Source organism: Aeromicrobium changchenzhani, assembly GCF_057586615.1.
The window spans coordinates 328,782-352,632 of sequence record NZ_CM172480.1 but is presented as its reverse complement, the minus strand read 5'-3'; the positions used below and the strand labels follow the sequence as shown (position 1 = coordinate 352,632).

Below are 23,851 nucleotides of genomic sequence, written 5' to 3'. Positions count from 1 at the left end.
GTGTGGACCCTTGAGGCGTCCGCGTCTCATGCGGACGTAGTTCAATTGCAGAATAGCGACCTTCCAGGTCGAAGACGTTGGTTCAAATCCAGCCGTCCGCTCCACCCGTCATTACTGACCTCAGGCCTAGTCGGACTCAACCCGCCACAGTCGGTGTTCACCGTCGAGTCCTTTGAGTTCGAACACCCCCGCCTCGGCCAATTCGATGCCTTCGTCGAGCCGTTCGCGTACGTCGTTGGACACGAGTATCTCGCCACCATCAGCCACTGCCGCAACCCGCGCCGCCATCGCGACATTGCGCCCGAAGTAGTCGCCATCCTTCGCGATCACGGTGCCGGTATGCATACCGATGCGCACCCGGATCGGGTTGCGCTGCAACCGGCGGCCACGCCCAGCGCCGATAATTCGTTGGCTGCCGAGTGCCGCTGCCACCGCCAAGTCGGCGTCGCGGAAGACGATCATAAAGCCGTCGCCTTGGTACTTCACGATGTGTCCGGCGGCCTTCTCCACTTCAGCACGGACGATGCTGTCGTGCTTGGCGAGCAGCCCCACTCAAGCTTTGTCGCCGATCCGCTCATTCGTCGCGGTCGAGCTCTCAATGTCGGAGAAGAAGATTGTGACCGTGCCGTCGGCGCAGCCATCTTGACGATGCCGGAATGCGCCGGTGGTTGGCGAGCTCCGCGCGCAACTTCTCAGCCTCACGGCGCACCCGGCGGAGCCGCTGCTCGGTGACCCACAAGGCAATCAACGACACGATAAGCAGTCCGAGAACGACGAGGAACCCTAGTTCCTTGAGCATGCCGGTCACAACAGCCAACCTATCGCGGCCGCCGCGATACGTTGGCAGTATGACGGCCGCGGCGACAATTCAAGTGACGATCCCCTTCGATCCTTCCGCATTCGAGCCGGTCGACGGCGTCACGTATGTGAAGTGGCTCGAGGGCGACCCATGGGAGCACATAACCGCGACTGCCATGTGGGTTCCGCAGTACAGCGATCGAATGGACTTCGCCACAGCCATCGCCCATATGCCGGGGCTTCAGACGATTCAGACTCAGTCCGCTGGGGTCGACGGCATCATCACATTGGTTCCAGCCGGTGTCACGTTGTGCAATGCCCGCAGCGTCCACGATGCGGCAACCTCCGAGCTCGGAGTTGCGCTCATCCTCGCGTCGTTACGCGGATTACCCAGTTTCATTCACAGCCAGGACCGCGGCAAGTGGGATCAGGTTCTGAACCACACATCGCTGGCCGATCGAACGGTCATGATCATCGGCTACGGCAACATCGGCCAGGCACTCGAACGCCGCCTCGCCGGTTTCGAAGTCGACATCATCCGGGTCGCACGCACCGCCCGTGACGGCATCCACGCCGTCACCGAGTTGCCAACGCTGGTGCCCAAGGCCGATGTCATCGTGTTGCTGATGCCACTCACAAACGACACACTGCATCTGGTCGACCGTGACTTTTTAGCCCGTATGCATGATGATGCGCTGCTGGTGAACCTGTCCCGTGGTCCCGTGGTCGACACCGAAGCGTTGCTGGCTGAGAACGGCCGGATCATGGCGGCACTCGACGTCACCGATCCGGAGCCATTGCCGACCGGCCATCGGCTCTGGTCGGCGCCGGGCGTACTCATCACGCCCCATGTCGGCGGCGGCAGCACCGCGATGCGATCGCGAATCAACGCGCTGATCCAGGCGCAGGCGCGACGACTCGTCACCGGAGAACCGCTCTCCAATGTGATCCCTCACTAGCCCCACGCCGAGGAGTCACTCACGTGCGCTGAGGAGTCACGTACGTGACTCGTCAGCGCACGTGAGTGACTCGTCAGCGGGACGTGGTTTGGCGGTCACGACGACGCTTGGCGAGTTCGGCCAGCGCGGCGGGGAAAATTTCCGCCGGTGGCGTCACGAGTCCGGCGCCGACCTGACCGGTGCCGGCGACCTTGCCGGCCATGCCGGTGTTGATCTGCGGCAGGATTCCGGTCCGGCACACCTGACTGACATCGATTCCGGTCGCGGCACCGGCAAAGTCCAGCACCGGGATTGGCCAGCGTGGATTCGGCGCCAGCGTGATCTCGCGCATCCGCCGGGAGGTCGCTAGGGCATCCTTCACCGAGCCGCCGACGAACCGCACGATTGCCGGTGCGGTCGCCATCGCGAAGCCGCCGATACCGGCAGTTTCGGTGATCGCCGAGTCGCCGATGTCGGGGTTGGCATCCTCGGGACCGTAACCGCCAAGGAAGAGGCCATCAGGCACCAGCGCTGGTCCAGTGAACCAGTCGTCCCCGGTGCCGGCGGTCTGGATACCAAAATCCGTGCCATTGCGGGCCATCGCCACAACCATCGAGGAGCCCTCGATGTCACGGGCTGCATCCATCGCGAGCTTGCAGGCCGGCATACCGACATTGAGGAAGAAGTGCTCGTTGCCGCCGATGAAACGCAGCACCTCGGCAACGTCGCTTGAAGGGGCATCGGTCTCAACCATCGCTGGAGCGAAGTCGCGCAACAGCATCAGGGAGGCCGAACGGTTGCGGTTGTGCCCCTCATCGCCCATCTGCAACATCTGCGTGATGATCGCGGTGGCATTAATCGGTTCGGCACCGCGCACAGTCTTGGCCAATAGCGGGCCAAGCACCGCCGACATCCAACGCAACTTTTCGAGCACGGGCGGCGAGTAGGCACCGTAGCGGAGAACCTTGCCGAGGCCTTCGTTGAGCGAGCAGTATGCGCGCCGGCCGTCATTGGGATCCTCGAGGACATACATCCACATCGAAGACGAAACGACGCCGGCCATCGGACCAACAGTGCTGCGGTGATGGCATGGGCTGAAGCTGACGTTGTCACCCGTTGCGAACAGTGCGGCAGCGTCCTCAGGGTCGTCCACGAGCCCTTCGAGTGCGGCGGCGCCCATCAAAGCGCCCTTCATCGGACCCGAGGCACGATCCCATTCCAGCGGCGGGCCGGCGTGGAGGAACTCACCCTTTTGGAGCCCGAGAAGTTCGCTTGCCGGTGCAACGTCAACAAGCATTGCCTGGACGTCGAGCACGGCCTGCACAGCCCGCTGATTCGCTGCATGCCGTAGCGGGTCGAGGGCGACCGCGGCGATGTCGTTGCCAGTGCCCTCCATCGGCGGGCGCCAGTCGACTCGACTGACCGGCACGGCCTGAGCATCGAGCGCATCGGCAAACAGGCCGGCGCCGCTGGTGGCGATCCCCACAGGTGCTTCGCTCGGTTGATTGTTGGTCATCGTGCGCCTCCGATCAGGCTGACTGCTCGGCGTACTGCCTGAGCGTTGGAAAGGAAGACCTCGGCGCCGGCCGCTGCGAGCGCGGTGGCCTGACGGGTCAGATTTTGCGGGTCGGTTTCGGTGCCGACACAGGCGATCACGACCGGGAGGTCGCGGCCTGCTTCACCTGCTGTCGCGATCGCCTGGGCGACCGCCGGTGCGAGTGCTGCGGCCGGATCGGACTCCGAACCATGCCCGAGGACAACGTCCATGAGTATGACGGCAGTTTCCGGGTCCGCCGCAGCGCTGGTCAGATGCTCGAGTCGGATCGTTGGATCGATCATCGGATGGGCGCGTCCGACGGTGAGTGAGTCATCGCCGAAATCGATCATCAGGTGGGCCGCAGCAGTCATCGTCGAATCCAGCGCTAGGGATGGCTCGAGCGGGATGTTGCTGCGGATCGGGCCGAGTGTTTCCGACGCGATCAGCATTGACTCATCGCACAGCGTGCCGCCGACGAATAGCCCGCGCAGGAAGCCCTGCGGCGTCGTGCTGACCGGCGTACCCCAAGTCGGCCACGTCGGGACCGTCGTGCCGAGCGTCACGAGGACCGCCTCAGTTGCTGCGGTCAGGTCCGCCTGGCCGGCACCCAGGAGCGCGAATTCCACCGGGGTCGACAGACTTTCGGCGAAGGCACGAAGATCTGCAGCCACGGCATCGGCCGGCGGCTTGGACACCACGACGATGAGTTCGGTGGACGGATCCGCGTCGAGCCGGCGCATGGCCTGCTTCGCTGACCGACCGCCGACTTCGGCGCTGAGGTCACGGCCACCGACTCCGAGCGCGGCGCTGATGCCAACCCCTGCATTGTCGAGTAGGCACATGAGTTGTTGGCAACCCGTGCCAGAGGCGGCAACGATGCCGACCGACCCCTGTTGCCCGGTATTGGCGAAGCCCAGACCTACGCCGCCAACCATCGCGGTCCCGCAGTCGGGGCCCATGACCAACAGCCCGCGCTCTTCGGCGATCTGCTTGAGCGCGATCTCCTGATCGAGCGGAACGTTGTCGCTGAAGATCATGACGTCCTGACCCTGATCGAGCGCGTCCATCGCTTCAGCCGCGGCATATTCACCAGGCACCGAGATCAAAGCCATCGACGTATCGATGCGGGTCATAGCCGCGGTGGTGGTCCGCGGCGCGATGACTTCCTCCGCGCCGCCGCTGCGACGCGAAGTCGCCGCAAGGGCAGCTTCGACCGCCTGCAATGCAGCTGGAATCTGTTCCTCGGATTCAACCCGCAGCGCGACGACCATGTCATTGGTCGAGGATTCGGGGATGACAAATCCCATCTGCTCAAGCAACCCAAGATTCAGCGGTGTGGCCATGGCAACCTGCGCAGCGAGCACACCGGGGCTTGCAGCAACGTCCTTGCTCACCTGCAGGAGCGCAACCGAATCGGCATATGCGCCCTTGCGAATCTCGATGTGAATCACGCCGGTCAGGGTCGGTGGGCTGGTCATGGTGTTTGACTCCTTGGGTTGAGGTGATCGAAGGCGAGCAGGCAGCCAAGCAGCAGTCCCGCTCCCGAGGTGTGTCCAATGGCGAGCAGTCGATTCACATCGACGACAAGAGCCTCATCGCTCGTGTCACCGCTGCGCAGGGTGAGGAGCAAATGGCGAAATTCGGGCAGAACGTCGCCGTCGGTTGCCCGGTCAAGGAGCGTGGCCGACAACAGCGTCGTCGCGGCGGTGGAGAGTTCGGCGGCAGCAGTCGCGATCGCGCGTGAATCGGCTCGAGCCGCCCACATCGTGGCAAGCCAGCCGCATACGACGTCATCGCCAACCGGCGTGAGCCCGCTGCCACGACCGAGCAGCAGCGGTACGGCTGCCGGATCGGCGTGGGCCAGCATCGTGAGCGCCTCGGTCGGAAGTTCATTGCGTACGGCCACCAAACGATCAGCTAGGACTGCACGCAACTGCGCCGACATGGAGTCGGCGGCCGCCGGATCAAGCTGCGGTGCAGATAGATCTACGATTCGGCCGACACCCACATCGGCGGCCGTAAGTCGAAGCAACCCAGCACCGATGTTCAGGACGTCACCGGGCTGAACCGGACTTGGGCCACCCGTCAATGCGTCAAGATCCGCTGCCGTGGTGCGAAGGCCGCACGGAACAACCGAGCTGGTCGCGGACAGCAAACCAACACATCTGATGTCGTCCCCAACTGACACCGCGACATACAGGGCATGACGACCGGTGTGCACGACGACACATTCCTGCACCGGGCCGGCGAGACGATCGCGGACCCATTCCGGCGCAGCGGCGGCGACATACGTGCGGAGAGTCGTCATGACGCCTTTCGTGTCCTCGCAGGAATGAAATAACGGTGTTCGAAAATCACTGTGTTCTTGGACACTAACCCGCCCTGATACGATCTGCGAGGGCAACTGTTGCCAACGATCCGACCAAAGAGGTGCAAGGTTTGATGCCCGGCGTATACCGCGTTTCGCTGCGAGAGATCCTGCAAGTCGAGTGCCTAGCCGGTACGACCATCTTGGCTGGAAAGAACGGGCTCGACCGAATCGTCACCCGACTCAATGTCATGGAAGTCCCCGATGTCGTCGACTGGGTGAAACCGCATGAGTTGCTGGTCACGACGGGCTACCCACTCAAACCAGCCGACGATGATTCGGCGACCGATAGCGCTGAGTTCCTCCAACTGATCCGCGATCTCGACGAGCGCGAGACTACCGCGCTCGGCATCAAGGTCGGTCGTTATCTCGATGAGGTCCCCAGCGAAGTGCTCAAACTGGCCAACCGGCTGGATTTTCCGATCCTTGGACTCCCTGCCGAAATTGCTTTCGACGACTTGCTACAGCAGGTGCACGACCGGCTCTACGAAGTACACGCGAATGTGCTTGAACGCATTGATGCACTGCACGAAGCCCTCGCCAGATTGGTCTTGGAGGGTGGCGACCTAGAACACATCGCCGAAGAAGTAGCCCGGGTGATGTCAGTTGGTGTACTCCTCACTTCCACCGACGGACGGATCCAGGCCGAAGCGTTGACCGAGGCCATGCGCGAACGACTCGAAGCCGCCGAATTGTTCTCTCCCGAGGGCCGCTTCCGGGTCGAACGCGCGAGCCGGCTCCCACTCTCCGTCGGCGCCGGTCAGGTCCGATTGCAACCCGTCGTTGCCGGCGGCAGCGATCTTGCCCGGCTGGTCTGCTTCAATCCGGACCGCCGAATCTCCGACGATGACATGTATGCGCTTGAACGCGCCGCCACCGTCGCAGCACTACTGATAACCCGCCAACAGGCAGTCAGCGCCGTCGAAAGCAAATATCGCGGCGACTTCCTGCGTGATGTGTTCAGCGGCCGCGCCGGCGAAGCCGAATTCGTGCGCGAACACGCGGGCGGCTTGGGTTGGGACATGCGGCTCCCCGCGATTGTGATCTCGGCCGAGCTCGATCCGCCCGCCGCCGACGAGGGTCCCGTCCCCGGCCGGATCAGCCGCGATTGGCAGGGCCGCTTCTTCACCGCGTGGCGCCAAGTCATCCATTCGCACGACCGAACCGTGCCGACCGCCGACTTCTCCGCTGAGGTCGTGACGCTGCTACCTGTCCCGCAGAATTTCGAAGGATCGCTTGAGGATGCTCAAGCCGTGATCCGTAAGACCTTGAGCCGGCTCATCACGAGCGTATCGGGCGACCGTGGTGGCGGCCGCCGGTCCTTCGCAGTCGGGGTGAGCAGACTCGTCGAATCATTGGATGATCTGCCCGGCGCATACGCCCAAGCCCGCCGCGCAACTGAGGTCGGTCGCCGGGTCAACGGCAGTGGAAGCACAACCCATTTCGATGATCTGGGTATCCACCGACTGATCGGACTGATCCCAGATCAATCGGAATTGATGGCGTTCGCCCGCGACGTGCTCGGCGAACTCGCCGACGACACGAGCGAAGCAAGCGAACTGCGTACGACCCTCCAGGTGCTGCTCGACTGCAATCTCAATGTCGCCGAAGCGTCCCGAATTCAGTTCTTCCACTACAACACGATGCGCTATCGAATCAGTAAGCTCGAACGAATTCTGGGGCCATTCACCGCCGATCCGCACCTACGGCTGAACATCGCAGTCGCACTCCAAGTCAGGCAAATGCAGCCCTGATCCCGGCGATCGTGGCGGCAGAACTGACGCCCAGCAATGGGGGGTTGGGATTTTGTCCGGCGCCGCGTAGCACATCTCACGTTGAACGCTGCCCAACTAGTGCCAGTGTTATTGGCATTAGTTCGACAATTCTCGCCAGTGAGGGAATGTGATCCAGCGCACTAAAGTCAGGCCATCGGTACAAGACGGCCCGATGCACTCTCACCACCGAGGAGACACCAGCATGTCGACAATGTTCAGTTGGAAAGTTGTACATGACGGAAAGACGCCGCCCCCGGGTGAGGCCGTCGGACCTCATGAACGTATGAGTTGGGGCCGTACCGCAGGGATCGGCGCGCAGCACGTCGTCGCGATGTTCGGTGCGACTTTTGTCTTCCCGATTGTGATGGGTCTAGATCCGAACCTCGCGATCCTGTTCTCGGGCCTCTGCACGATCTTCTTCCTACTGGTCGTCAAGAACAACGTCCCCAGCTATCTCGGCACCAGCGCCGCCTTCGTTGCAAGCGTCGGCGCGATCCGCGCCCAAGGCGGCGACTCATCGCAGGTCACTGGCGCGATCCTCGTCGCCGGCCTCGTTCTAGCCGCAGTCGGCGTCGCCGTGCATTTTGCTGGCGCAGGCATGCTCAAGAAGGTGCTTCCGCCCGCCGTCACCGGTGGCGTGGTCATGCTCATTGGCTTCAACCTCGCGCCCGTCGTAGCGACGATCTACTGGCCACAAGATCAGTGGATTGCCATCCTCACGACGGTCTTCCTCGTACTCGTAGCCGTCCTCGCGCCTGGCTTCTGGTCCCGTATCGCGGTTGCACTCGCGCTCGTCTTCGGTTACCTCGCATCGTGGTTCGCCGATTCCGTGTTCGGTCAGATCACGTCGGTCACACCCACCAGTGGTGGCAAGGCGTTGCCGCACGATCGCATCAATCTTGCCGGTCTCGGCGACGCGTCCTGGTTCGGCCTACCGAGCGGCAAACTTGCCGATGGTGTCTCCGCCGTGCACGGCCCGAGCTTCTCGCTGACCTTCATCCTGCTGGTTCTGCCCGGCGTCATTGCGCTGATCGCTGAGAACACCGGCCACGTCCGTGCAGTCGCGGACATGACCAACACTGACCTCGATCCTTACATGGGTCGCGCCCTCGGTGCCGATGGTGTCGCCACGGCGTTCGCCAGCCTGTTCGGTGCTGCACCGACCACAACGTACGCCGAGAACATCGGTGTCATGTCGGCCACGCGGATCTACTCAACGGCGGCCTACTACTTCGCCGCGGCATTCGCCATCATCCTCGGTTTGTGTCCGAAGTTCGGCGTGATCATCGCGGCGATCCCCGGCGGCGTCCTCGGCGGCATCACCGTCGTCTTGTACGGCATGATCGGTCTGATCGGTGCCAAGATCTGGGTCGACAACCACGTGGACTTCGGCAACCCGGTCAACATGATCCCGCTCGCAGCTGGTCTCATCGCCGGTATCGGCAACGTCACGCTGAAGATCACCAATGACTTCGAGCTGAGTGGTATCGCCTTCGGCACCATCTTGCTCGTCGTGCTCTACCACCTGGTCAAGTTCAAGGAAGACGACCTCGGAAGCGGACCGACGATCTCGAGGAACCTTGCATGAAACCTGCTCCATTTGCCTTCCGGCGACCATCTTCCCTCGATGAGGCTCTGGCCGCGTATGCGGCCGAGCCCGAGGCGAAGATTCTCGCCGGCGGTCAGAGTTTGATCCCGTTGCTGTCGATGCGGCTACTGACCGTGTCAGAGTTGATCGATATCAACGGGATCAAGGAGTTGTCACTTATCACTACCGATGATGCGGGCGTCCGTTTCGGCGCCACCGTCCGCCATGCCGAACTCCATGAACATGCCGAAGCGCAGCGGATTCAACCGCTGCTGCACAAGGCACTCGGCTACGTCGCCCATCCGACGATCCGCAATCGCGGAACGACGGTGGGCTCGATCGTCCACGCGGATGCGTCAGCCGAGATGCCCGCAGTGCTCGTCCTGCTTGGTGGGACGGTCACTGCGGCCTCGGCCGCCGGCCGCCGGACGATCCCCGCCGATGAACTGTTCGTCGGCCCGATGCAATCGGCGCTCGAACATGGCGAGATCGCCATTGAGGCATTTGTCCCAGCGCTCACACCGTTGACCGGAATTGGCTATGACGAGGTAGCTCGCCGGCACGGCGACTACGCCCTGTGCGGAGTTGCCACCGAGGTAAAAATCGAAGAATCGGGCGCAATAGTCAGCGTTCGGACCAGCTACCTGTCGGTCTGTGAAGTTCCGACCGTTGTCGACCTCACCGCAGCATTTTCGGGCGGCGAAATCACCGACCAGGCGCTCGCGGATGCCGGCGAATTGGCATTGGCCGCGCTCGACCCCGAAACCGACATTCACGCCAGCGCGCAATATCGCGCTCAACTCACCCGAACCCTGACGGCACGAGTCGTCCGCCAAGGGCACATCGACGCCCTCGCTCGCCGATAGATGAGGAAGCATATTCGTGACCACCAGCAACTCCCACGTCGAAGAAACCCAACATGTACGACTGCGGATCAACTCCGTCGCCTACGACATTGATGTTCCACCACGACGTCTACTCAGCGACGCGCTTCGTCATGACATCGGCCTGACCGGCACCCACGTCGGTTGCGAGCACGGAGTCTGTGGCGCCTGCACGATTCTCGTCGATGGCAAGCCTGTGCGCGCCTGTCTGATGTTCGCTGTGTCGGCTGCCGATTATGAGCTGACCACCGTCGAAGGACTCACCAACTCTGACGGCTCACTCAGCCCGGTCCAGCAGGCCTTCAAAGACTGCCACGGCCTGCAGTGCGGCTTCTGCACACCCGGGTTTCTCACCACGATCACCGCTGGACTCAAGGAAAATCCCGATCCAACGGAGGACCAGGCGCGCGACATGATCGCGGGGAACCTGTGCCGCTGCACCGGCTATCAGAACATCACAAAATCAGTGATTCGCGCTGCCGAGATCACGCGTGGCGATTCCACGGAAGCGGGCACCACGGTCGCGTTGGATTTGGTCGAGGCCAGCTCAGCCGACGTCGATGCGGTGCTCGATGCCGTCGGAGCCTCGGAAGACGCAGTCAAGGCAGTCAAGCAGGACACGTCGATCGACGGAGACAAGTCATGACCACTCGGATGTTCGGTGAGCGCGTTGCCCGGGTCGAAGACGACCGCTTCCTACGTGGCAAGGGCCGTTACTCCGACGATCTAATGACCGATGCGCTTGAGGCCGCAGTGCTACGCAGTCCCCACGCACACGCGCGCATCCTCGACATCGACGTCGAAGCGGTCCTTGACATCGAGGGTGTCCATGCGGTCTTCACCTATGACGATCTCGCCGGTCCGATGGCCGATCCATTGCCGCTATTGATCCCCCATCCCAGTCTTACCCATGGCCGGACCCAGTACGCCCTGGCCAAGGATGAGGTCAACCATGTCGGCGAGGCAATCGCCTTCGTTGTGGCCGAGAATCGTTACATCGCCGAAGATGCAGTCGAACGCATCCGGGTCCGCTACGAAGTGCTCAAGCCCGTCGTCGGCATCGAAGCCGCCCGCAAGGCCGACAATCTCGTCCACGCGGATGTCCCCGGCAACATCGCCGGACACATGGAACAGTCATTTGGCAATGCCGCCGCGGCGATCAAGGCCGCGCCGCACACGTTGACGCTCGATCTGAAGGTCGAACGCAGCGCTTCGACGCCGCTCGAAGGCCGTGGCACCGTCGCGCGCTGGGACCTGGATTCGTCCCGTATGCAGGTTTGGTCCTCGACGCAGACCTCGACCGGCGTTCGGGCCGCCGTCGCCTCGAAACTCGAACTCGATCTGGAACAAGTCGACGTCATCACCCCCGATGTAGGCGGTGGCTTCGGCGCGAAGATCATGCACCCGTGGCCGGAGGAACTCCTTGTGCCGCTGGCCGCCCGCATCTTGGGTCGGCCGGTCAAGTTCACCGAGGACCGTCGCGAACACTTCATTTCCTCCGCACACGAACGCGCCCAGACCCACCACATTGAGGTCGGCTTCGACGATGACGGCAAGATCTCCGGCCTCGCGGTCGAGTTCTGGCATGACAACGGTGCCTACACGCCATACGGACTGATCGTCCCGATCATCACGTCGACCCAGTTGCTCGGGCCATATAAGCCACCGAACTATTCGGTGATCTTCGAAAGCCTCTACACGAACACTGTGATCGTGACGCCGTACCGCGGCGCTGGCCGGCCGCAAGGTGTCTTCGCGATGGAACGCACGATGGATGCAATCGCGGCCTATCTGGGCAAGGATCGCACTGCGGTCCGCGAGAACAACTTCATCCAGGTCGAAGACTTTCCCTATGACCAAGGCGGACTGCTGTTTCAGGATGGGCGTCCGCTGACCTATGACTCCGGCAACTACCAGGGGCTCATGGCGAAGGCCAAGAAGCTGATCGACTGGGACGATTTCGAGAAGACCCGTGCTTCGGCGCGCGCCGAAGGACGCACGGTTGGCATCGGCATCGCCTGCTATGTCGAGGGCACCGGGGTCGGTCCCTATGAAGGTGGCCACGTCCACATCGAGACCAGCGGCAAGGTCAAGGTCACGACCGGCCTAACAACTCAGGGCCAGGGCCATCAGACCGCATTCGCGCAGATCGTCGCCGATGAACTCGGCGTGCCGATGTCCGATATCGAGGTCGTCACCGGCGACACCCGGCGGATGCCTTATTCAGTCGGCACCTTTGCTTCGCGATCAGCGGTCATGGGCGGTTCAGCGATTGCGCTGGCCACCCGCAATGTGCGCGCCAAGGCACTACGCATCGCGGCCGAGGCGCTCGAGGCCAATGTCGAGGATCTGGAGATCGCCGGCGGCATCATCAGCGTTAAGGGTGCGCCGGACAGCTCGATCTCGCTCGGCACAATTGCGGTCCTATCGAATCCACTGCGTTATGCCTTCGACGAGGCGTCGAAGGCTGCGACCCAGTTCGTTGTCGGCGACCCCAACAAGCCGCCAGTTGATGAGGATGACGAACCCGGACTCGAAGGCAAGGATTTCTATTCGCCGTCACGATGCACGTTCGCCAGTGGCATCCATGCCGTCATCGTCGAGACCGATCCAGAGACCGCAGAAATCAAAATCCTGCGCTATGCCGTTGTGCATGACTGCGGCACCCTGATCAATCCGCAGATCGTCGATGGACAGATTCATGGCGGCGTCGCCCAAGGTGTCGGCGGTGCGCTGTACGAAAAGATGGAGTACGACGAGAACGGTCAGTTGCTGAACGCCTCGTTCATGGATTTCCTCATGCCGTACGTCACCGAAGTGCCCAAGCTGATCGAACTTGATCACCAAGAAACTCCCTCACCACTCAATCCACTCGGGCTCAAGGGTGCTGGTGAGGCCGGTGTGATCCCGTCCGCGGCGGTGTTCGCCTCCGCGATCGAGGACGCCGAAGGCTTCCCAATCACCAGCATGCCGATCTCCCCGTCCGAGTTGTATGACCTCCGACTCAGCCACGCCGCAGACGCATCTGCTGCCGGCAAGAAACTCACTAAAGGAAAACACCTATGAAAATTTCCGGCGACACTGTGCTCGATGCCTCGGCCGAACAGGTCTGGAACGCGATCCTCGATCCGCAGGTTTTGGTCCGTACGATTCCCGGTTGCGAACGGCTTGTTGCAGCCGGCGAGAACTCCTATGCGATGACTGTCACCGCTGGAGTTGCCTCGATCAAGGGCACCTACATGGGCGAGTGCGTCCTGAGTGATCTCAAGCCGCACGAGTCGCTGCTGATGCGCGCCGAGGGTTCGGGGGCGCCGGGAACGATTGGCGTCGATGTCGCGGTTCGCTTTGTCGACAACGGCAACGGCACCACCAACCTCTCCTATGAGGCTGATGCAGTCGTTGGCGGAATGGTCGGCGGAGTTGGCCAGCGCATGCTGACCTCGGTCAGTAAACGAATGGCCGGAACGTTTTTCAAGTCAATCAATGATGTCCTGACCGGCAATGAGGCTCCTGCTGCAATTGTTGTCGGTGCAGAAACGGGCACGCCAGGCGCAGTTGCCAGTGCACCGGCAGTTGGTCAAGCGTTCACTGCCCCGACGCGTACGGCGTCCGGTCCCATGGGGGATGAGTTCCTCAAGGGCGTGCTAGTCGGTGCTGGCCTCGTGCTGCTCGGTGTCGTCGCGGGGGCGCTCGCCAGTCGCCACCGCGGCTGATCGGCGGTTTGTCGTGACGATTGACTGTTTCAGCTCTGCCCGAGCGATGGTTGCGGCCGTGCGCAGCAAAGAAATCTCCGCGCGCGAGCTGATGGACCTGCACCTCGAACGCATCGAGGCGACCAATCCGGCGATCAATGCGATTGTCAGCTTGGACGAAGATCGAGCCCGGGCCGGCGCGCTCGCGGCCGATGAGAGTCTGGCGCGCGGCGATGAGATCGGCGCGTTGCACGGTCTGCCATTCGCCTTCAAGGACACCCATCAGGTCGGCGGGTGGCGCTCCACCTCCGGCTCGCCGCTGCGCGGGAACCACGTCCCCGAGCAGGACGAGTTGATGGTCGAACGCGTCCGCGGTGCGGGTGCGGTCACGATCGGCAAGACGAATGTGCCCGAATGGGCGGCCGGTTCGCATACCTTCAATCCGATCTTCGGCACGACCGTCAACCCCTATGACCAGTCCCGCTCAGCTGGCGGCTCCAGTGGAGGCGCCGCAGCAGCACTCGCGAGCGGCATGGTTCCGCTCGCCGACGGCAGCGATATGGGTGGTTCGCTGCGCAACCCTGCCTCGTTCTGCAATGTCGTGGGCCTTCGTCCCAGCCTCGGTCGGGTTCCCCAGTGGCCTGAGAGCAATGCTTGGCAGGCCACCTCCGTTCAAGGCCCGATGGCACGCAACGTCTCCGATGTCGCGCTGCTGCTGTCGGTCATGGCTGGCCCAACGTCGCGAGCGCCGCTGGCACGCGAGACGCCCGGGTCGGTCTTTGCCGAACCATTGACCGGCGACCTGCGTGGCCTCCGCGTGGCGCTGTCGGCCGATCTGGCGGGCGCCTTCGAGGTCGATCACGAGGTTGCCGAAGTCACCGCAGCCCAGCGCAACGTTTTCAGCACCGCCGGTGCAACCGTCGTCGACGCCGATCCCGATCTGAGCGAGGCCGAGGACACGTTCCGTACGCTGCGCGCCTGGGGCTTCCAAGCCACTTTCGGCGCAATGCTTGCGGAGCATCCGGACGAGTTCAAGGCATCGCTGGCCGACAATATTCGTGCCGGCGCTCCCCTGACCGGTGCTGATGTCGCCCGCGCATATGAACAACGTACGACGCTCAGCGAACGGATGCGGCTGTTCTTCACCGAACACGATGTCCTCGCGATGCCGGTCAGCCAGGTGCCGCCATTCAGCGCGGATGAGGAATATCCGCTGGCGATCAACGGTCGCGCTCAGGCCACCTATCTGGACTGGATGCGTTCGGCCTACTTCATCACGGTCACCGGCTGTCCAGCAATCTCGGTGCCGGCTGGCTTCACCGCTGACGGCCTGCCGATCGGCATCCAACTGGTCTGCGCACCGAATCAGGAACGCCGGTTGCTCGAGATCGCGTACGCCTTCGAGCAGCAGACCAAAGTGGGAGATCGCCGCCCGGCTCTCTGACGCCGAAGCCCCCGCGATTTGAAGCCTTTGTGACCTAAAACTGCCGCGTTTAGGTGACGAAGGCTTCAGATCGCGAATTCAAGGCATCAAGTCAGGGCACCAAGTCGGCCAACGGTATGGATGGATCGGCCAACTGGTTTGGATCGACCTGTGTCTTCTTGCGGATTAGCGTTTGCAACGGAACCATTCCTTCGTCGCGGCGATTGACGTGCATCGCTGCCACGACTCGATCGGCAACGAGCCAAAATGCCTGAAAGGCACGCTCGTTGAGATCGCCCCGGACCACAGCATCTGCCGAGTTTCCGGGCGCCAGCCAACCGGCATACTCCACGAAGAGGTCGTACTGATCGGTGAAAACGAACGGGAGGGGGTCGAAGTCCGAATCCAGGTCAAGCATTGATGAAGCGGCGATCTTCCCGCTCATGAGGGCGTTCGTCCAGTGTTCGCTGCGCAGCGGCACCCCATAAAACGGATTCGCGACGCTGGCGATATCGCCCGCTGCGAATATGTTCGGATCAGCGGTTCGCATCTGAATGTCGACGCTGACGCCACCATCAGCGGCCAGCAAGTCCGCATCGAGCAGGTTGGTTCGGGGTATTGCGCCGATTCCAACAACCACGCAGTCGGCCCGCAGCGTCTGCCCATCATCGAGGGTGACAACGCTCGTTTCGCCTTCGTCGGCGATCTCGACGGCTCGTGTGTTGAAGTGAAATTCGACGCCATGGGCGCGATGCACGTCCGTAAAAAAGCCGCCAACGGCCTCGCCCAAGGTCGACTCAAGTGACACTTTATGTGGGTCGACAATCGTGACATCGCAACCCTTGTCGGCGGCCACCGCCGCAACCTCAAGTCCGATCCAGCCGCCGCCGACGATCACGAGTCCGGTGTTGGCACGCAGTTGAGCACCCAATTTTTGAGAGTCTTCGAGAGTGCGCAAATAGAACACGCGCGGGCCGTCGGCGCCCGGGATAGTCAACGGCCGGGGACGCGATCCGGTGGCGATCAATAGTTTGTCGTAGTCAGCGCGGGTGCCGTCGTCGAGCGCGACATGGCGCTGCGCACGATCGATCCCGACCGCGGTACATCCCATCCGGAACGCAATGTCGTGTTCGGCATACCACTCCTCATGCGGCAGCAAATCATGGGAGCGGTACGGCTCACCGTTCAAGTAGGACTTCGACAGCGGCGGGCGTTCATACGGAATGTGCGGCTCGGACCCGATGAGTTCAATTGTTCCGGCGAAGCCGAGATTGCGCAGTTTTAGGGCTGCGGTGCCGCCGGCTTGACCAGCGCCAACGATGACAAATTTCGGGTCGGACATGTTCCAGTGTCCCACCTCGACGTCAGGAAACTGCTGGGGCAGCGCCTCGGAGGCGTGGTGGCTCAGCCACCGTGTCAGCCACGAACACGGTGGCTGAGTCACCACGCAACAGGGAAGACAGGGAAGACAGGCGAGTGTGATCCGGATCTTGGCAACTGTCAACAAGAATGATTCGATCCTACGGCCATGTATGCCGTGGTCTGGAACGCCTGACCACGGTGGAATTGAGCCATGACCCAGGAGGATCAAGTAGTGACTCAGGAACGCAGAATCAGGATCGGCATCGACACCGGAGGAACGTTCACCGACGTCGTCGCCTTCGATGAATCGACCGGGGAGATCTTCACCACGAAAACCCCGTCAACCCCAGCAAATCCCGCCGATGGCTTCATGGCCGGCGTCAACAAAGTGCTTGAGCAAGTGGGCTTGCCCGCTGACAGCGGTGCCGCCATCAGCGCGGTCAGTCACGGCACGACGGTCGCGACCAACCAACTTCTTGAGGGCAAAATCGAGCGCGTCGGCTTCATCACCAACGACGGCTACGAGTCGGTGCTCGAAATCGCCCGCCAGTCAGTCCCCGATGGCTATGGCAACTCCTACTTCTGGGTCAAGCCCAACCGCATCGTCCCCCGGGACTTGGTCAAGACCGTTATCGGCCGCCTCGACTTCCAGGGCAATGAGATCCGCCCGTTCGACGAAGAACAGGCGCGCGGCATCGCCCGTTGGTTCAAGGCCAAGAATGTCAATACGCTCGGCATCTGCTTGCTGCACTCATACGCCAATCCGTCGCACGAACAACGCATGCGCCAGATCGTCGCCGAAGAGCATCCTGACGCGATCGTCTCGGTCTCGTCGGAAGTTTTGCGGGAGTACCGCGAATATGAACGCTCGATGACAACGCTTGTTGACGCCTCGGTCAAGCCCAGCGTTTCGCGCTACATCGCCAACATCAAAGCGCGGCTCGACGCCTTCACCGGCACGATCCCGTTCTACGTCATGAAGTCCAATGGTGGCGTGCTCAGTGCCGACGAGGTCGTCAACCAACCGATCACGACGGTCCTGTCCGGCCCCGCAGCTGGCGCGCTCGGTGCTGCCCTGATTGCCCAGAACGCTGGCTTCGACCACGTACTCACCTGCGACGGCGGCGGCACCTCAACTGACGTATCAGTCGTCATCGACGGCGAACCCACGCTGACAACTGAAGGTTCGGTCGGCGTCTATCCGAGCAAGATCCCGATGATCGATGTCGTCACGGTCGGTGCTGGCGGCGGCTCGATCGCCTGGCTGTCCCCCGAGGGCGCGCTCAAAGTCGGACCGGCTTCGGCCGGCGCCGATCCGGGTCCGATCTGCTACGGCAAGGGCGGCACCGAAGTCACCATCACCGATGCCCATGTCATGCTCGGTCGCATCCCAGCGCACCTGCTCGGTGGCGAGATCGCTCTCGACGCCGACGCTGCTCGTACCGGTGTCGTCGAACTCGCTGCGACGTTGAACCTCAGCCCCGAAGAATGTGCCGCTGGCATCCTCGAGATCTCGGCGTGGAACCAGGCCAATGCACTCCGCCAGATCACCGTCAAACGTGGTCTTGACGTCCGCGACTTCACGCTCACGACATTCGGCGGCTCCGGCTCGTTGTTGTTGTGCCGCCTGATGGACATCCTCAACATCCCGACCGTTCTCGTCCCGCCGAATCCGGGCAACGTCTCGGCGTTCGGCCTGCTCACGGTCGATGTCAAGAACGACTACGTCCAGACCCACGTCACCCTGCACGAGAAGATCGAGGTGCCGATCCTGGCGAACTACTTCGACGAACTCACCGACCGTGCCCGCGAGGCACTCGACAAGGAAGGTTTCCCGGCCGAGCAACATCGCTTCGTGCGCACTGCCGACTTGCGCTACTTCGGACAAGCCTTCGAGGTACGTGTGCCGCTCGGCGAGGGACCGATTGACGAGGAACTGACCACCCGGACCGCACAACTCTTCCACGACGAGCACCGCGCGCTCTATGGCTACGACTTTGCCAACGACACCACGCAGCAGGTCGAATGGGTCAACCTGCGCGTTTCCGGCGTCGGCCCGATTCAACGACCCGATTTCCAGGCCGCCGCTGTCACGGAAGCCGCTGTCACGCCGACACCAACCAGTCGTCGCGCAGTTTGCTTCGACACCGCAGACGGCTACGTCGAAACCCCCGTTTACTGGCGTCCCGATCTGACCGCTGGCACCACGATCTCGGGCCCGCTCGTGATCGAGGAGTTCGGCTCGACCGTGCCGGTCCACCCAGGATTCGTCGCCAAGGTCGACAACTTCCTCAACATCATCGTCACTCGCGAAGGAGTCGCCCGATGACCACCTCCCAGAAAGCCCCTACCCAGTTCCCATTCGGCTCACTCACCGACGACGCCGGCGCCTCAGCTGATCCGGTGCTCGTCGAGATCGTCCAAGGCAGCCTTGCCTCGGTCGAAATGGAAGTCGAGACCGCCATCGCGCGCACGTCCCGGTCCCCCATGATTCGCGATGCGCACGATTTTCGCGCTGGCATCCACGACCGGTTGCTGCGCAAACTGACCGGGCGTTCGTACAGCGCCTTGGTTCATCCGATCGCGCGGGACTTCCCGCTCGAGGAGATGGTGCCCGGCGATGTGTTCTTCCACAACGACGTCTATCAGTCCGAAGGCGGCATCGGGCACCTTCCCGATCTGTGCGTCACGGTTCCGGTATTCCATACCGACGAGGCCACCGGCAAGCCCCAGGTAGTCGCATTCGTCCAGGCTTTCGGGCACCACGACGACATCGGCGGCGCGGTCCCCGGCTCGATGCCCAGCAACGCGACCTCAGTGTTCGAAGAGGGCCTCATGGTCCCCCCGATCAAGTTGTGGGATGCCGGTAAGCCGGTACGTTCCGCGCTCGCCATCATGACCCGCAACTCGCGTATGCCTGACGCACTCGCGGCCGATCTTGATGCCGAATGCTCCGCATGTCTCATGGGCGCGCGCCGCCTCGGTGAGTTGTTCGACCGCTACGGCCGTGAGGTCGTCGAGTCTTGCTTTGACGCGATAATCGACCGCACAACGCAGACGTATCGTCGTGAAATCCTCAGCCAAATCCCCGTCGGCGAATGGGTATGGGAAGACTACGCCGAGCACGATGGCGTCGACGATCCCAAACTGCATACCCAACGCATCACGCTGACCCGCACCTCGGCTGAGGACGAGGGTGGCGAACGACTAATCCTTGACTTTGCGGGCACATCGCCGCAGGCCAAGGGCCCCATCAACCACTGCGGCGATTACTCCGACGGTGTCTTCCTCAAGAAGTGGCTCGCTCCGATTCTGCGCAACCTCGCCGAATCACCCGAGCGTATGGCCGAACTCGATGTCAACGAGGGCATCGTGCCGCTGATCGAGATGCGGTTCCCGCCCAAGGGCACGCTACTCACGCCGATCTTCCCGGCGCCGACCAACGCGCGTACGTTCGTCATCCTGCGCCTGCTGGGCGTACTCGCCGGCGTCATCGCCAAGGCAGTCGACGGAAGGATGCCCGCCGATCAGGAGACGATCCGTTACACCGGCGTCTATGGCGAGGACATGGAAGGCCGTTCCTACCTGATGCGCGAAGTGCTCGGCGGGGGTGCCGGTGGTCGCTACTACGCCGATGGCGAAGACACCATCCACGTCGTTCCCGACTCGCGCAACCTGCCGACCGAGTTCACCGAATCGCGTTTCCCGTTCATCGTCGAGCGCCTCGGCCTCGCGATGGATTCAGGTGGAGCCGGTCAGTTCCGCGGCGGCCTCGGCTACGAGAAGCACATCCGGATGCTCAAGGATGCCAACTTCATGTCGATCGCGGACCGTTCAATCCTGGCTTGCTGGGGCGTCAAGGGCGGCAAGGCCGGCAAATCTTTCGAGGTTGTCATCAATCCCGGGACGCCGCAGGAACGCCATGTCGACGCGCTTGCTGATGCTGAGCCGATCCTGGCTGGCGAGACGCTGCGCATCCGTACGACCGGTGGCGGCGGTTGGGGCGATCCGCTTGATCGCGATCTCGACATGGTCGTTCGCGATGTCGTGTGGGGCAAGGTTTCGGCCGAGTCCGCGCGCACCGATTATGGCGTCGTACTGACCGGATCGCGGGACACCGACGACCTTGCGTATGACGCGGCAGCAACCAACACCGAACGCGACCGGATCCGCGGCGCCCGCGGCGAGGATGCGTTCTTCGATCGCGGTCCCGGTTACGCCCAGCTCAGCGGCGGCGCAACCTCGGCCGAGGTTGATTGGCTCTGAATTGGCACCAACGCAGGTGGCGGTGATCGGCGGGCACGGCAAGACCGGGCGCGCCGTCACCGCCGCACTGCGGCAGCACGATGTCGTGGTGCGTCCGCTCGGACGAGCCGAGCTCACCGATCCGGTCGCGGCGCTTCGAGGCAGTGACGCGGTCTACTTGATCGCACCCAATATGTATCCCGATGAGCCGACGTTCATAAGTGACCTGTTGGGCTCGCTGCTGGATGCTAACGTTCGCAAAGTTGTTTTCCACTCGGTCGCGATGCCCTATGCACCGACGATGCCGCACCACATGGGCAAGGCCATCGCCGAGGATCTCATCCGGCACCTGCCCATCGCCTGGACGATCCTTCAACCCGGTCCATATCTGCAGAATTTTCTGCCCGCGCTGCAGTCGACGCCGCCGACTCTCGACCAGCCCTACAGCGTGACCAAACCATTCAATTTCGTCGATCTGGCCGATGTTGCCGAAGCCGCCGCCAATGCAATCCTTGACCCGCGCCATGACGGGGCGACATACGAGCTTGGCGGGCCCGATCGTATGAGTATCGCCGACGTTGCCGCAGTTGCGCGGGGTGTGCTTGGGACGAATGTTTCGGCCAACCGCATCGATCCGGCCGATTGGATCGCCAACCAGGGTGCCGGTCTCGAGCCACGGATTCGCGACTGGCTGCTGTCAATGTTCGACTACTACGACCACTACGGGCTCCTCGTCGGATCGTTGCCGCTCGAGGCGATTTTGGGGCGCACCCCAACCGGCATCAAGGCCGCATTACAGCGCGAGCTTGGTGCCGGTTGAGCAGGCAATTGTTCTGACCGGCTCAGCTCGCCGCCAGTGCGATGGCCGCCTCCGGAGTCGCAGAGTAGAAACTGAACGACTCCTCCAGGTAGAGATAAACGTTGTCGCGGTCGTGGTGGCTGTATCCCACCGAAAGATCTTGGCCCGACTCGAATAGGAAGTCGCCGCCGCGCAGGCTCATCACGACGCCGCCAGCTACACCCGGGCTCCAGACGATCGGACCGCCGAGGACTTCGCGTAGGTGATCGAACAGCGGATAGCCGCCATGCTCGGTTGATTCCATGATGGCGGTGTGGTCGTCGGGACCGACCGCGAGCCCATACGGACCGCTGACCCCGCCCTTCAGCAGCGTCTCGACGGCCTGAGCAACCCGCTCGGGATAGTCGCGGAAGTCGGCAACCCGCGGCACTGCGTCATAGGGCGATGCATCCACAATGCCGACCATTGAGGCCTCCGGCCAGCCGTGGACGACGCATTTGTTCTCCATCGAGGCGATGCGGATCGCGGCCTCAGCAAGATCGGCGAGATCGGCGTCGGGCGCCCCGCGCTCGTTGTCACGCAACTCTTCGCGCGAAACGGCGAAGTCGGCGCGCACCTCGACGAGCGGCAGCACTCGGCGTTGCCGGGCCTCGATCCCATCGACCGGGGATTCTTGGAGCCGCGTGGTCCGACCCAGATTGGTCGCCGCATAACTCCATCCGTGTGGACCGGAAAAATCGACGAACCGGCGTGCTCCTAAAGCACCAACCAGACGCTCCTTGGCCTCCGAGTCGAGAAGTTCCCAACCAGCCTCGGTGATCGGTGCATGCTCACGAAGTAAATGATTGCCGCTCATACTGTGCCTTCCTTCAAACTGCCGATACCCAGTGACGCGGACGCTGATTGTTCGGGCGGGGCCTCCGCGTCGTCAGATCCAGCCGCTTCCTCCGATGCTTCGCCATTCTCGACGATGTCACCGTCTTGAAAGAGAATTCCTCGGGCGGTCTCACGCCACAATGGTTTCTGCCGCATCAGGAACTCCAGTTCCATGCTGAAGTGCTTAAACTCTTCGCCGAGCGAATTTTCCATGATGGCGCGAGAGACCGGATCTGGCTCAATCGACATCCGCTGTTCATACCAGCCGATTGCCTCGGCTTCTTCGGTCAAATTCGCGCACATGCGGGCAAATGTGCGCGTCTCAGCGGAAAGTTCCGCGGCCGGCTCGTGATATTGATCGAACCCCATGACAAACTCCTCAACCTCGGTTGTCGTCTATCGAGCATAGCGATGCGGCTCAATCAGCGTCGCCCCGAAGGGTGGTGACTCTGCCACGGTGTTGTTGCCAAACACGGTGGCTGAGCCACCACCCCAGGGGAGTACGTTTCCGGGCTTTTGGCACAACCTGCCGAAGACTGGCGAATGTGTTGGCTTGTCTTGACCGTGCGCCACAACACATCTCCGGCCTAAGTTTCAAGTATGCGCATTGTGATTGCCCTCGGCGGAAACGCCATGACCTCGGCTGACGGTCGGGCCCGCCCCGAGGACCAACGCGCCGCCATCGTGGCAGCAGCACCGCCAATCGCTGATCTGATTGCGGCTGGCCACGACATCCTGTTGACGCACGGCAACGGCCCCCAAGTCGGCAACCTCTTGGTCAAGAACGAACTATCGGCAAGCCAGGTCCCGCCGGTATCCCTCGATTGGTGCGGGGCCCAGACGCAGGCCACAATCGGCATGCTGCTGATGAATGCACTCGATGACGAGTTCACGGCACGCGGGCTTGATCGCCGTACCGCAACTCTTGTCTCCCGAACCCTCGTCTCGGTCGACGACCCCGGCTTCGCCAACCCAACCAAGCCGATCGGCCGCTATCTGCCCGCTGACGAGGCCCGCGTGATGATCGAGCACGGCCAGCGCTATATCGAGGTCGCGGACCGTGGTTGGCGCCGTGTCGTCGCCTCGCCCGAGCCGCTTGAATGCCTCGACGGCCCAGCCGCCGACGCAATGGTTGCAGCCGGCTACATCGTTATTTGCTCCGGCGGCGGCGGCATCCCTACGATCCGCACCGAGAGCGGCACCCTCGAAGGTGTCGAGGCGGTCATCGACAAAGACCTGACCGCGTCGCTCATTGCCCGCCAGATCAAGGCTGATCTGCTCGTTATTGCAACCGACGTAGACTCAGCCGTCACCGACTGGGGCACCGCATACGCCAAGCCGATCGGCGAAGTCACCGCCGACGAGATGCGTTGCATCGCGAAGGATCAAGGCTTCGCAGCCGGCTCAATGGGCCCCAAGATCGAGGCCGTGACCCGCTTCGCCGAGGCCGGTCACGGCACCGGAATCATCACCTCACTGCCACGCATCGCCCAAGCGATCGACGGCCATTTGGGCACGCGCGTCGTGCACAACTGAACCAGCACCACCACCCCCCAAGGAAGGATT

General features: G+C 62.6%; 20 protein-coding genes and 1 tRNA gene. 13 read left to right on the top strand and 8 right to left on the bottom strand.

Annotation, left to right across the window (positions count from 1 at the left end; translation table 11 throughout):
* The first annotated feature begins 30 nt into the window (after positions 1-30).
* A tRNA-Gly gene (locus tag AC2YB9_RS01855) sits at positions 31-104 on the top strand.
* 22 nt (positions 105-126) lie between these two features.
* On the opposite strand, the gene AC2YB9_RS01850 is transcribed toward AC2YB9_RS01855, so the two are convergent.
* Together AC2YB9_RS01850 and AC2YB9_RS01845 are read right to left on the bottom strand one after the other, a co-directional pair.
* Positions 127-552, bottom strand: coding sequence for an adenylate/guanylate cyclase domain-containing protein (locus AC2YB9_RS01850; RefSeq protein WP_487267057.1), 426 nt, complete (start codon positions 550-552; stop codon positions 127-129).
* A gap of 43 nt (positions 553-595) precedes the next feature.
* Positions 596-808 carry a hypothetical protein gene (locus tag AC2YB9_RS01845; RefSeq protein ID WP_487267056.1) on the bottom strand — a complete coding sequence of 71 codons (213 nt, stop codon included), beginning with the start codon at positions 806-808 and terminating at the stop codon, positions 596-598.
* Positions 809-848: 40 nt separating this feature from the next.
* Here AC2YB9_RS01845 and AC2YB9_RS01840 point away from each other — a divergent pair, with 40 nt between their 5' ends.
* Positions 849-1,757: a 2-hydroxyacid dehydrogenase gene (locus AC2YB9_RS01840; protein WP_487267055.1), complete on the top strand. Its 909-nt coding sequence runs from the start codon at positions 849-851 to the stop codon at positions 1,755-1,757.
* Positions 1,758-1,830: 73 nt separating this feature from the next.
* Here AC2YB9_RS01840 and AC2YB9_RS01835 read toward each other — a convergent pair whose 3' ends face one another.
* The 3 genes from AC2YB9_RS01835 to AC2YB9_RS01825 are packed head-to-tail and all read right to left on the bottom strand — an operon-like array spanning position 1,831 to position 5,581.
* Entirely contained in the window at positions 1,831-3,252 is a 1,422-nt protein-coding gene (locus AC2YB9_RS01835; protein ID WP_487267054.1) for a YlbE family protein, read from the bottom strand.
* A complete protein-coding gene (locus AC2YB9_RS01830) occupies positions 3,249-4,751 on the bottom strand; it encodes an AllF/FdrA family protein (protein ID WP_487267053.1) in 1,503 nt (500 codons plus the stop codon). Before AC2YB9_RS01830 ends, AC2YB9_RS01835 begins: the two co-directional genes overlap by 4 nt.
* Positions 4,748-5,581 (bottom strand): oxamate carbamoyltransferase subunit AllH family protein, encoded by an 834-nt coding sequence (locus tag AC2YB9_RS01825; protein ID WP_487267052.1) that lies wholly within the window; start codon positions 5,579-5,581, stop codon positions 4,748-4,750. The genes AC2YB9_RS01830 and AC2YB9_RS01825 overlap by 4 nt, the downstream gene beginning before the upstream one ends.
* Before the next feature lie 134 nt (positions 5,582-5,715).
* Between AC2YB9_RS01825 and AC2YB9_RS01820 the strand changes: the two genes are divergently transcribed.
* From AC2YB9_RS01820 to AC2YB9_RS01790, 7 genes are all read left to right on the top strand, one after another.
* Positions 5,716-7,395 carry a PucR family transcriptional regulator gene (locus tag AC2YB9_RS01820; RefSeq protein ID WP_487267051.1) on the top strand — a complete coding sequence of 560 codons (1,680 nt, stop codon included), beginning with the start codon at positions 5,716-5,718 and terminating at the stop codon, positions 7,393-7,395.
* Between the two features lie 304 nt (positions 7,396-7,699).
* Positions 7,700-9,004, top strand: coding sequence for a uracil-xanthine permease family protein (locus tag AC2YB9_RS01815; RefSeq protein WP_487267050.1), 1,305 nt, complete (start codon positions 7,700-7,702; stop codon positions 9,002-9,004).
* Positions 9,001-9,870, top strand: coding sequence for an FAD binding domain-containing protein (locus AC2YB9_RS01810; protein ID WP_487267049.1), 870 nt, complete (start codon positions 9,001-9,003; stop codon positions 9,868-9,870). The genes AC2YB9_RS01815 and AC2YB9_RS01810 overlap by 4 nt, the downstream gene beginning before the upstream one ends.
* Positions 9,871-9,886: 16 nt before the next feature.
* Complete coding sequence (locus AC2YB9_RS01805) at positions 9,887-10,534, top strand: (2Fe-2S)-binding protein (protein ID WP_487267048.1); 648 nt, start codon at positions 9,887-9,889, stop codon at positions 10,532-10,534.
* The gene (cutA, locus tag AC2YB9_RS01800) at positions 10,531-12,954 is read left to right on the top strand and encodes an aerobic carbon-monoxide dehydrogenase large subunit (RefSeq protein ID WP_487267047.1); all 2,424 of its coding nucleotides are present in this window, start codon (positions 10,531-10,533) and stop codon (positions 12,952-12,954) included. Before AC2YB9_RS01805 ends, cutA begins: the two co-directional genes overlap by 4 nt.
* Positions 12,951-13,601 (top strand): SRPBCC family protein, encoded by a 651-nt coding sequence (locus tag AC2YB9_RS01795; RefSeq protein ID WP_487267046.1) that lies wholly within the window; start codon positions 12,951-12,953, stop codon positions 13,599-13,601. The genes cutA and AC2YB9_RS01795 overlap by 4 nt, the downstream gene beginning before the upstream one ends.
* The gene (locus tag AC2YB9_RS01790) at positions 13,540-15,024 is read left to right on the top strand and encodes an amidase (protein ID WP_487267045.1); all 1,485 of its coding nucleotides are present in this window, start codon (positions 13,540-13,542) and stop codon (positions 15,022-15,024) included. Before AC2YB9_RS01795 ends, AC2YB9_RS01790 begins: the two co-directional genes overlap by 62 nt.
* Positions 15,025-15,115: 91 nt before the next feature.
* On the opposite strand, the gene AC2YB9_RS01785 is transcribed toward AC2YB9_RS01790, so the two are convergent.
* Positions 15,116-16,345, bottom strand: a complete 1,230-nt coding sequence (locus AC2YB9_RS01785; protein WP_487267044.1) for an NAD(P)/FAD-dependent oxidoreductase — start codon at positions 16,343-16,345, stop codon at positions 15,116-15,118.
* A gap of 231 nt (positions 16,346-16,576) precedes the next feature.
* On the opposite strand from AC2YB9_RS01785, the gene AC2YB9_RS01780 reads away from it, so the two are divergent.
* Genes AC2YB9_RS01780 through AC2YB9_RS01770 form a run of 3 tightly spaced genes read left to right on the top strand, consistent with a single transcriptional unit; the run spans position 16,577 to position 21,430 of the window.
* Positions 16,577-18,694: a hydantoinase/oxoprolinase family protein gene (locus AC2YB9_RS01780; RefSeq protein ID WP_487267043.1), complete on the top strand. Its 2,118-nt coding sequence runs from the start codon at positions 16,577-16,579 to the stop codon at positions 18,692-18,694.
* On the top strand, positions 18,691-20,631 hold the full coding sequence (locus AC2YB9_RS01775; protein ID WP_487267042.1) for a hydantoinase B/oxoprolinase family protein: 1,941 nt from the start codon (positions 18,691-18,693) through the stop codon (positions 20,629-20,631). Before AC2YB9_RS01780 ends, AC2YB9_RS01775 begins: the two co-directional genes overlap by 4 nt.
* 1 nt (position 20,632) lies before the next feature.
* Positions 20,633-21,430, top strand: coding sequence for an SDR family oxidoreductase (locus AC2YB9_RS01770; protein ID WP_487267041.1), 798 nt, complete (start codon positions 20,633-20,635; stop codon positions 21,428-21,430).
* Between the two features lie 22 nt (positions 21,431-21,452).
* Here AC2YB9_RS01770 and AC2YB9_RS01765 read toward each other — a convergent pair whose 3' ends face one another.
* Both AC2YB9_RS01765 and AC2YB9_RS01760 read right to left on the bottom strand, forming a co-directional pair.
* Positions 21,453-22,265: a family 1 encapsulin nanocompartment shell protein gene (locus AC2YB9_RS01765; protein ID WP_487267040.1), complete on the bottom strand. Its 813-nt coding sequence runs from the start codon at positions 22,263-22,265 to the stop codon at positions 21,453-21,455.
* Entirely contained in the window at positions 22,262-22,654 is a 393-nt protein-coding gene (locus AC2YB9_RS01760; protein WP_487267039.1) for a ferritin family protein, read from the bottom strand. The genes AC2YB9_RS01765 and AC2YB9_RS01760 overlap by 4 nt, the downstream gene beginning before the upstream one ends.
* 231 nt (positions 22,655-22,885) lie before the next feature.
* Here AC2YB9_RS01760 and AC2YB9_RS01755 point away from each other — a divergent pair, with 231 nt between their 5' ends.
* A complete protein-coding gene (locus AC2YB9_RS01755; RefSeq protein ID WP_487267038.1) occupies positions 22,886-23,821 on the top strand; it encodes a carbamate kinase in 936 nt (311 codons plus the stop codon).
* The last annotated feature ends 30 nt before the right edge of the window (positions 23,822-23,851 follow it).

Excerpts from the sequence above, each read along its gene's own strand:
- AC2YB9_RS01840 (WP_487267055.1), top strand. The coding sequence starts at position 849 with ATGACGGCCGCGGCGACAATTCAAGTGACGATCCCCTTCGATCCTTCC.
- AC2YB9_RS01835 (WP_487267054.1), bottom strand. The coding sequence starts at position 3,252 with ATGACCAACAATCAACCGAGCGAAGCACCTGTGGGGATCGCCACCAGC.
- AC2YB9_RS01830 (WP_487267053.1), bottom strand. The coding sequence starts at position 4,751 with ATGACCAGCCCACCGACCCTGACCGGCGTGATTCACATCGAGATTCGC.
- AC2YB9_RS01825 (WP_487267052.1), bottom strand. The coding sequence starts at position 5,581 with ATGACGACTCTCCGCACGTATGTCGCCGCCGCTGCGCCGGAATGGGTC.
- AC2YB9_RS01820 (WP_487267051.1), top strand. The coding sequence starts at position 5,716 with ATGCCCGGCGTATACCGCGTTTCGCTGCGAGAGATCCTGCAAGTCGAG.
- AC2YB9_RS01815 (WP_487267050.1), top strand. The coding sequence starts at position 7,700 with ATGAGTTGGGGCCGTACCGCAGGGATCGGCGCGCAGCACGTCGTCGCG.
- AC2YB9_RS01810 (WP_487267049.1), top strand. The coding sequence starts at position 9,001 with ATGAAACCTGCTCCATTTGCCTTCCGGCGACCATCTTCCCTCGATGAG.
- cutA (WP_487267047.1), top strand. The coding sequence starts at position 10,531 with ATGACCACTCGGATGTTCGGTGAGCGCGTTGCCCGGGTCGAAGACGAC.
- AC2YB9_RS01795 (WP_487267046.1), top strand. The coding sequence starts at position 12,951 with ATGAAAATTTCCGGCGACACTGTGCTCGATGCCTCGGCCGAACAGGTC.
- AC2YB9_RS01785 (WP_487267044.1), bottom strand. The coding sequence starts at position 16,345 with ATGTCCGACCCGAAATTTGTCATCGTTGGCGCTGGTCAAGCCGGCGGC.
- AC2YB9_RS01780 (WP_487267043.1), top strand. The coding sequence starts at position 16,577 with ATGACCCAGGAGGATCAAGTAGTGACTCAGGAACGCAGAATCAGGATC.
- AC2YB9_RS01775 (WP_487267042.1), top strand. The coding sequence starts at position 18,691 with ATGACCACCTCCCAGAAAGCCCCTACCCAGTTCCCATTCGGCTCACTC.
- AC2YB9_RS01765 (WP_487267040.1), bottom strand. The coding sequence starts at position 22,265 with ATGAGCGGCAATCATTTACTTCGTGAGCATGCACCGATCACCGAGGCT.
- AC2YB9_RS01760 (WP_487267039.1), bottom strand. The coding sequence starts at position 22,654 with ATGGGGTTCGATCAATATCACGAGCCGGCCGCGGAACTTTCCGCTGAG.
- AC2YB9_RS01755 (WP_487267038.1), top strand. The coding sequence starts at position 22,886 with ATGCGCATTGTGATTGCCCTCGGCGGAAACGCCATGACCTCGGCTGAC.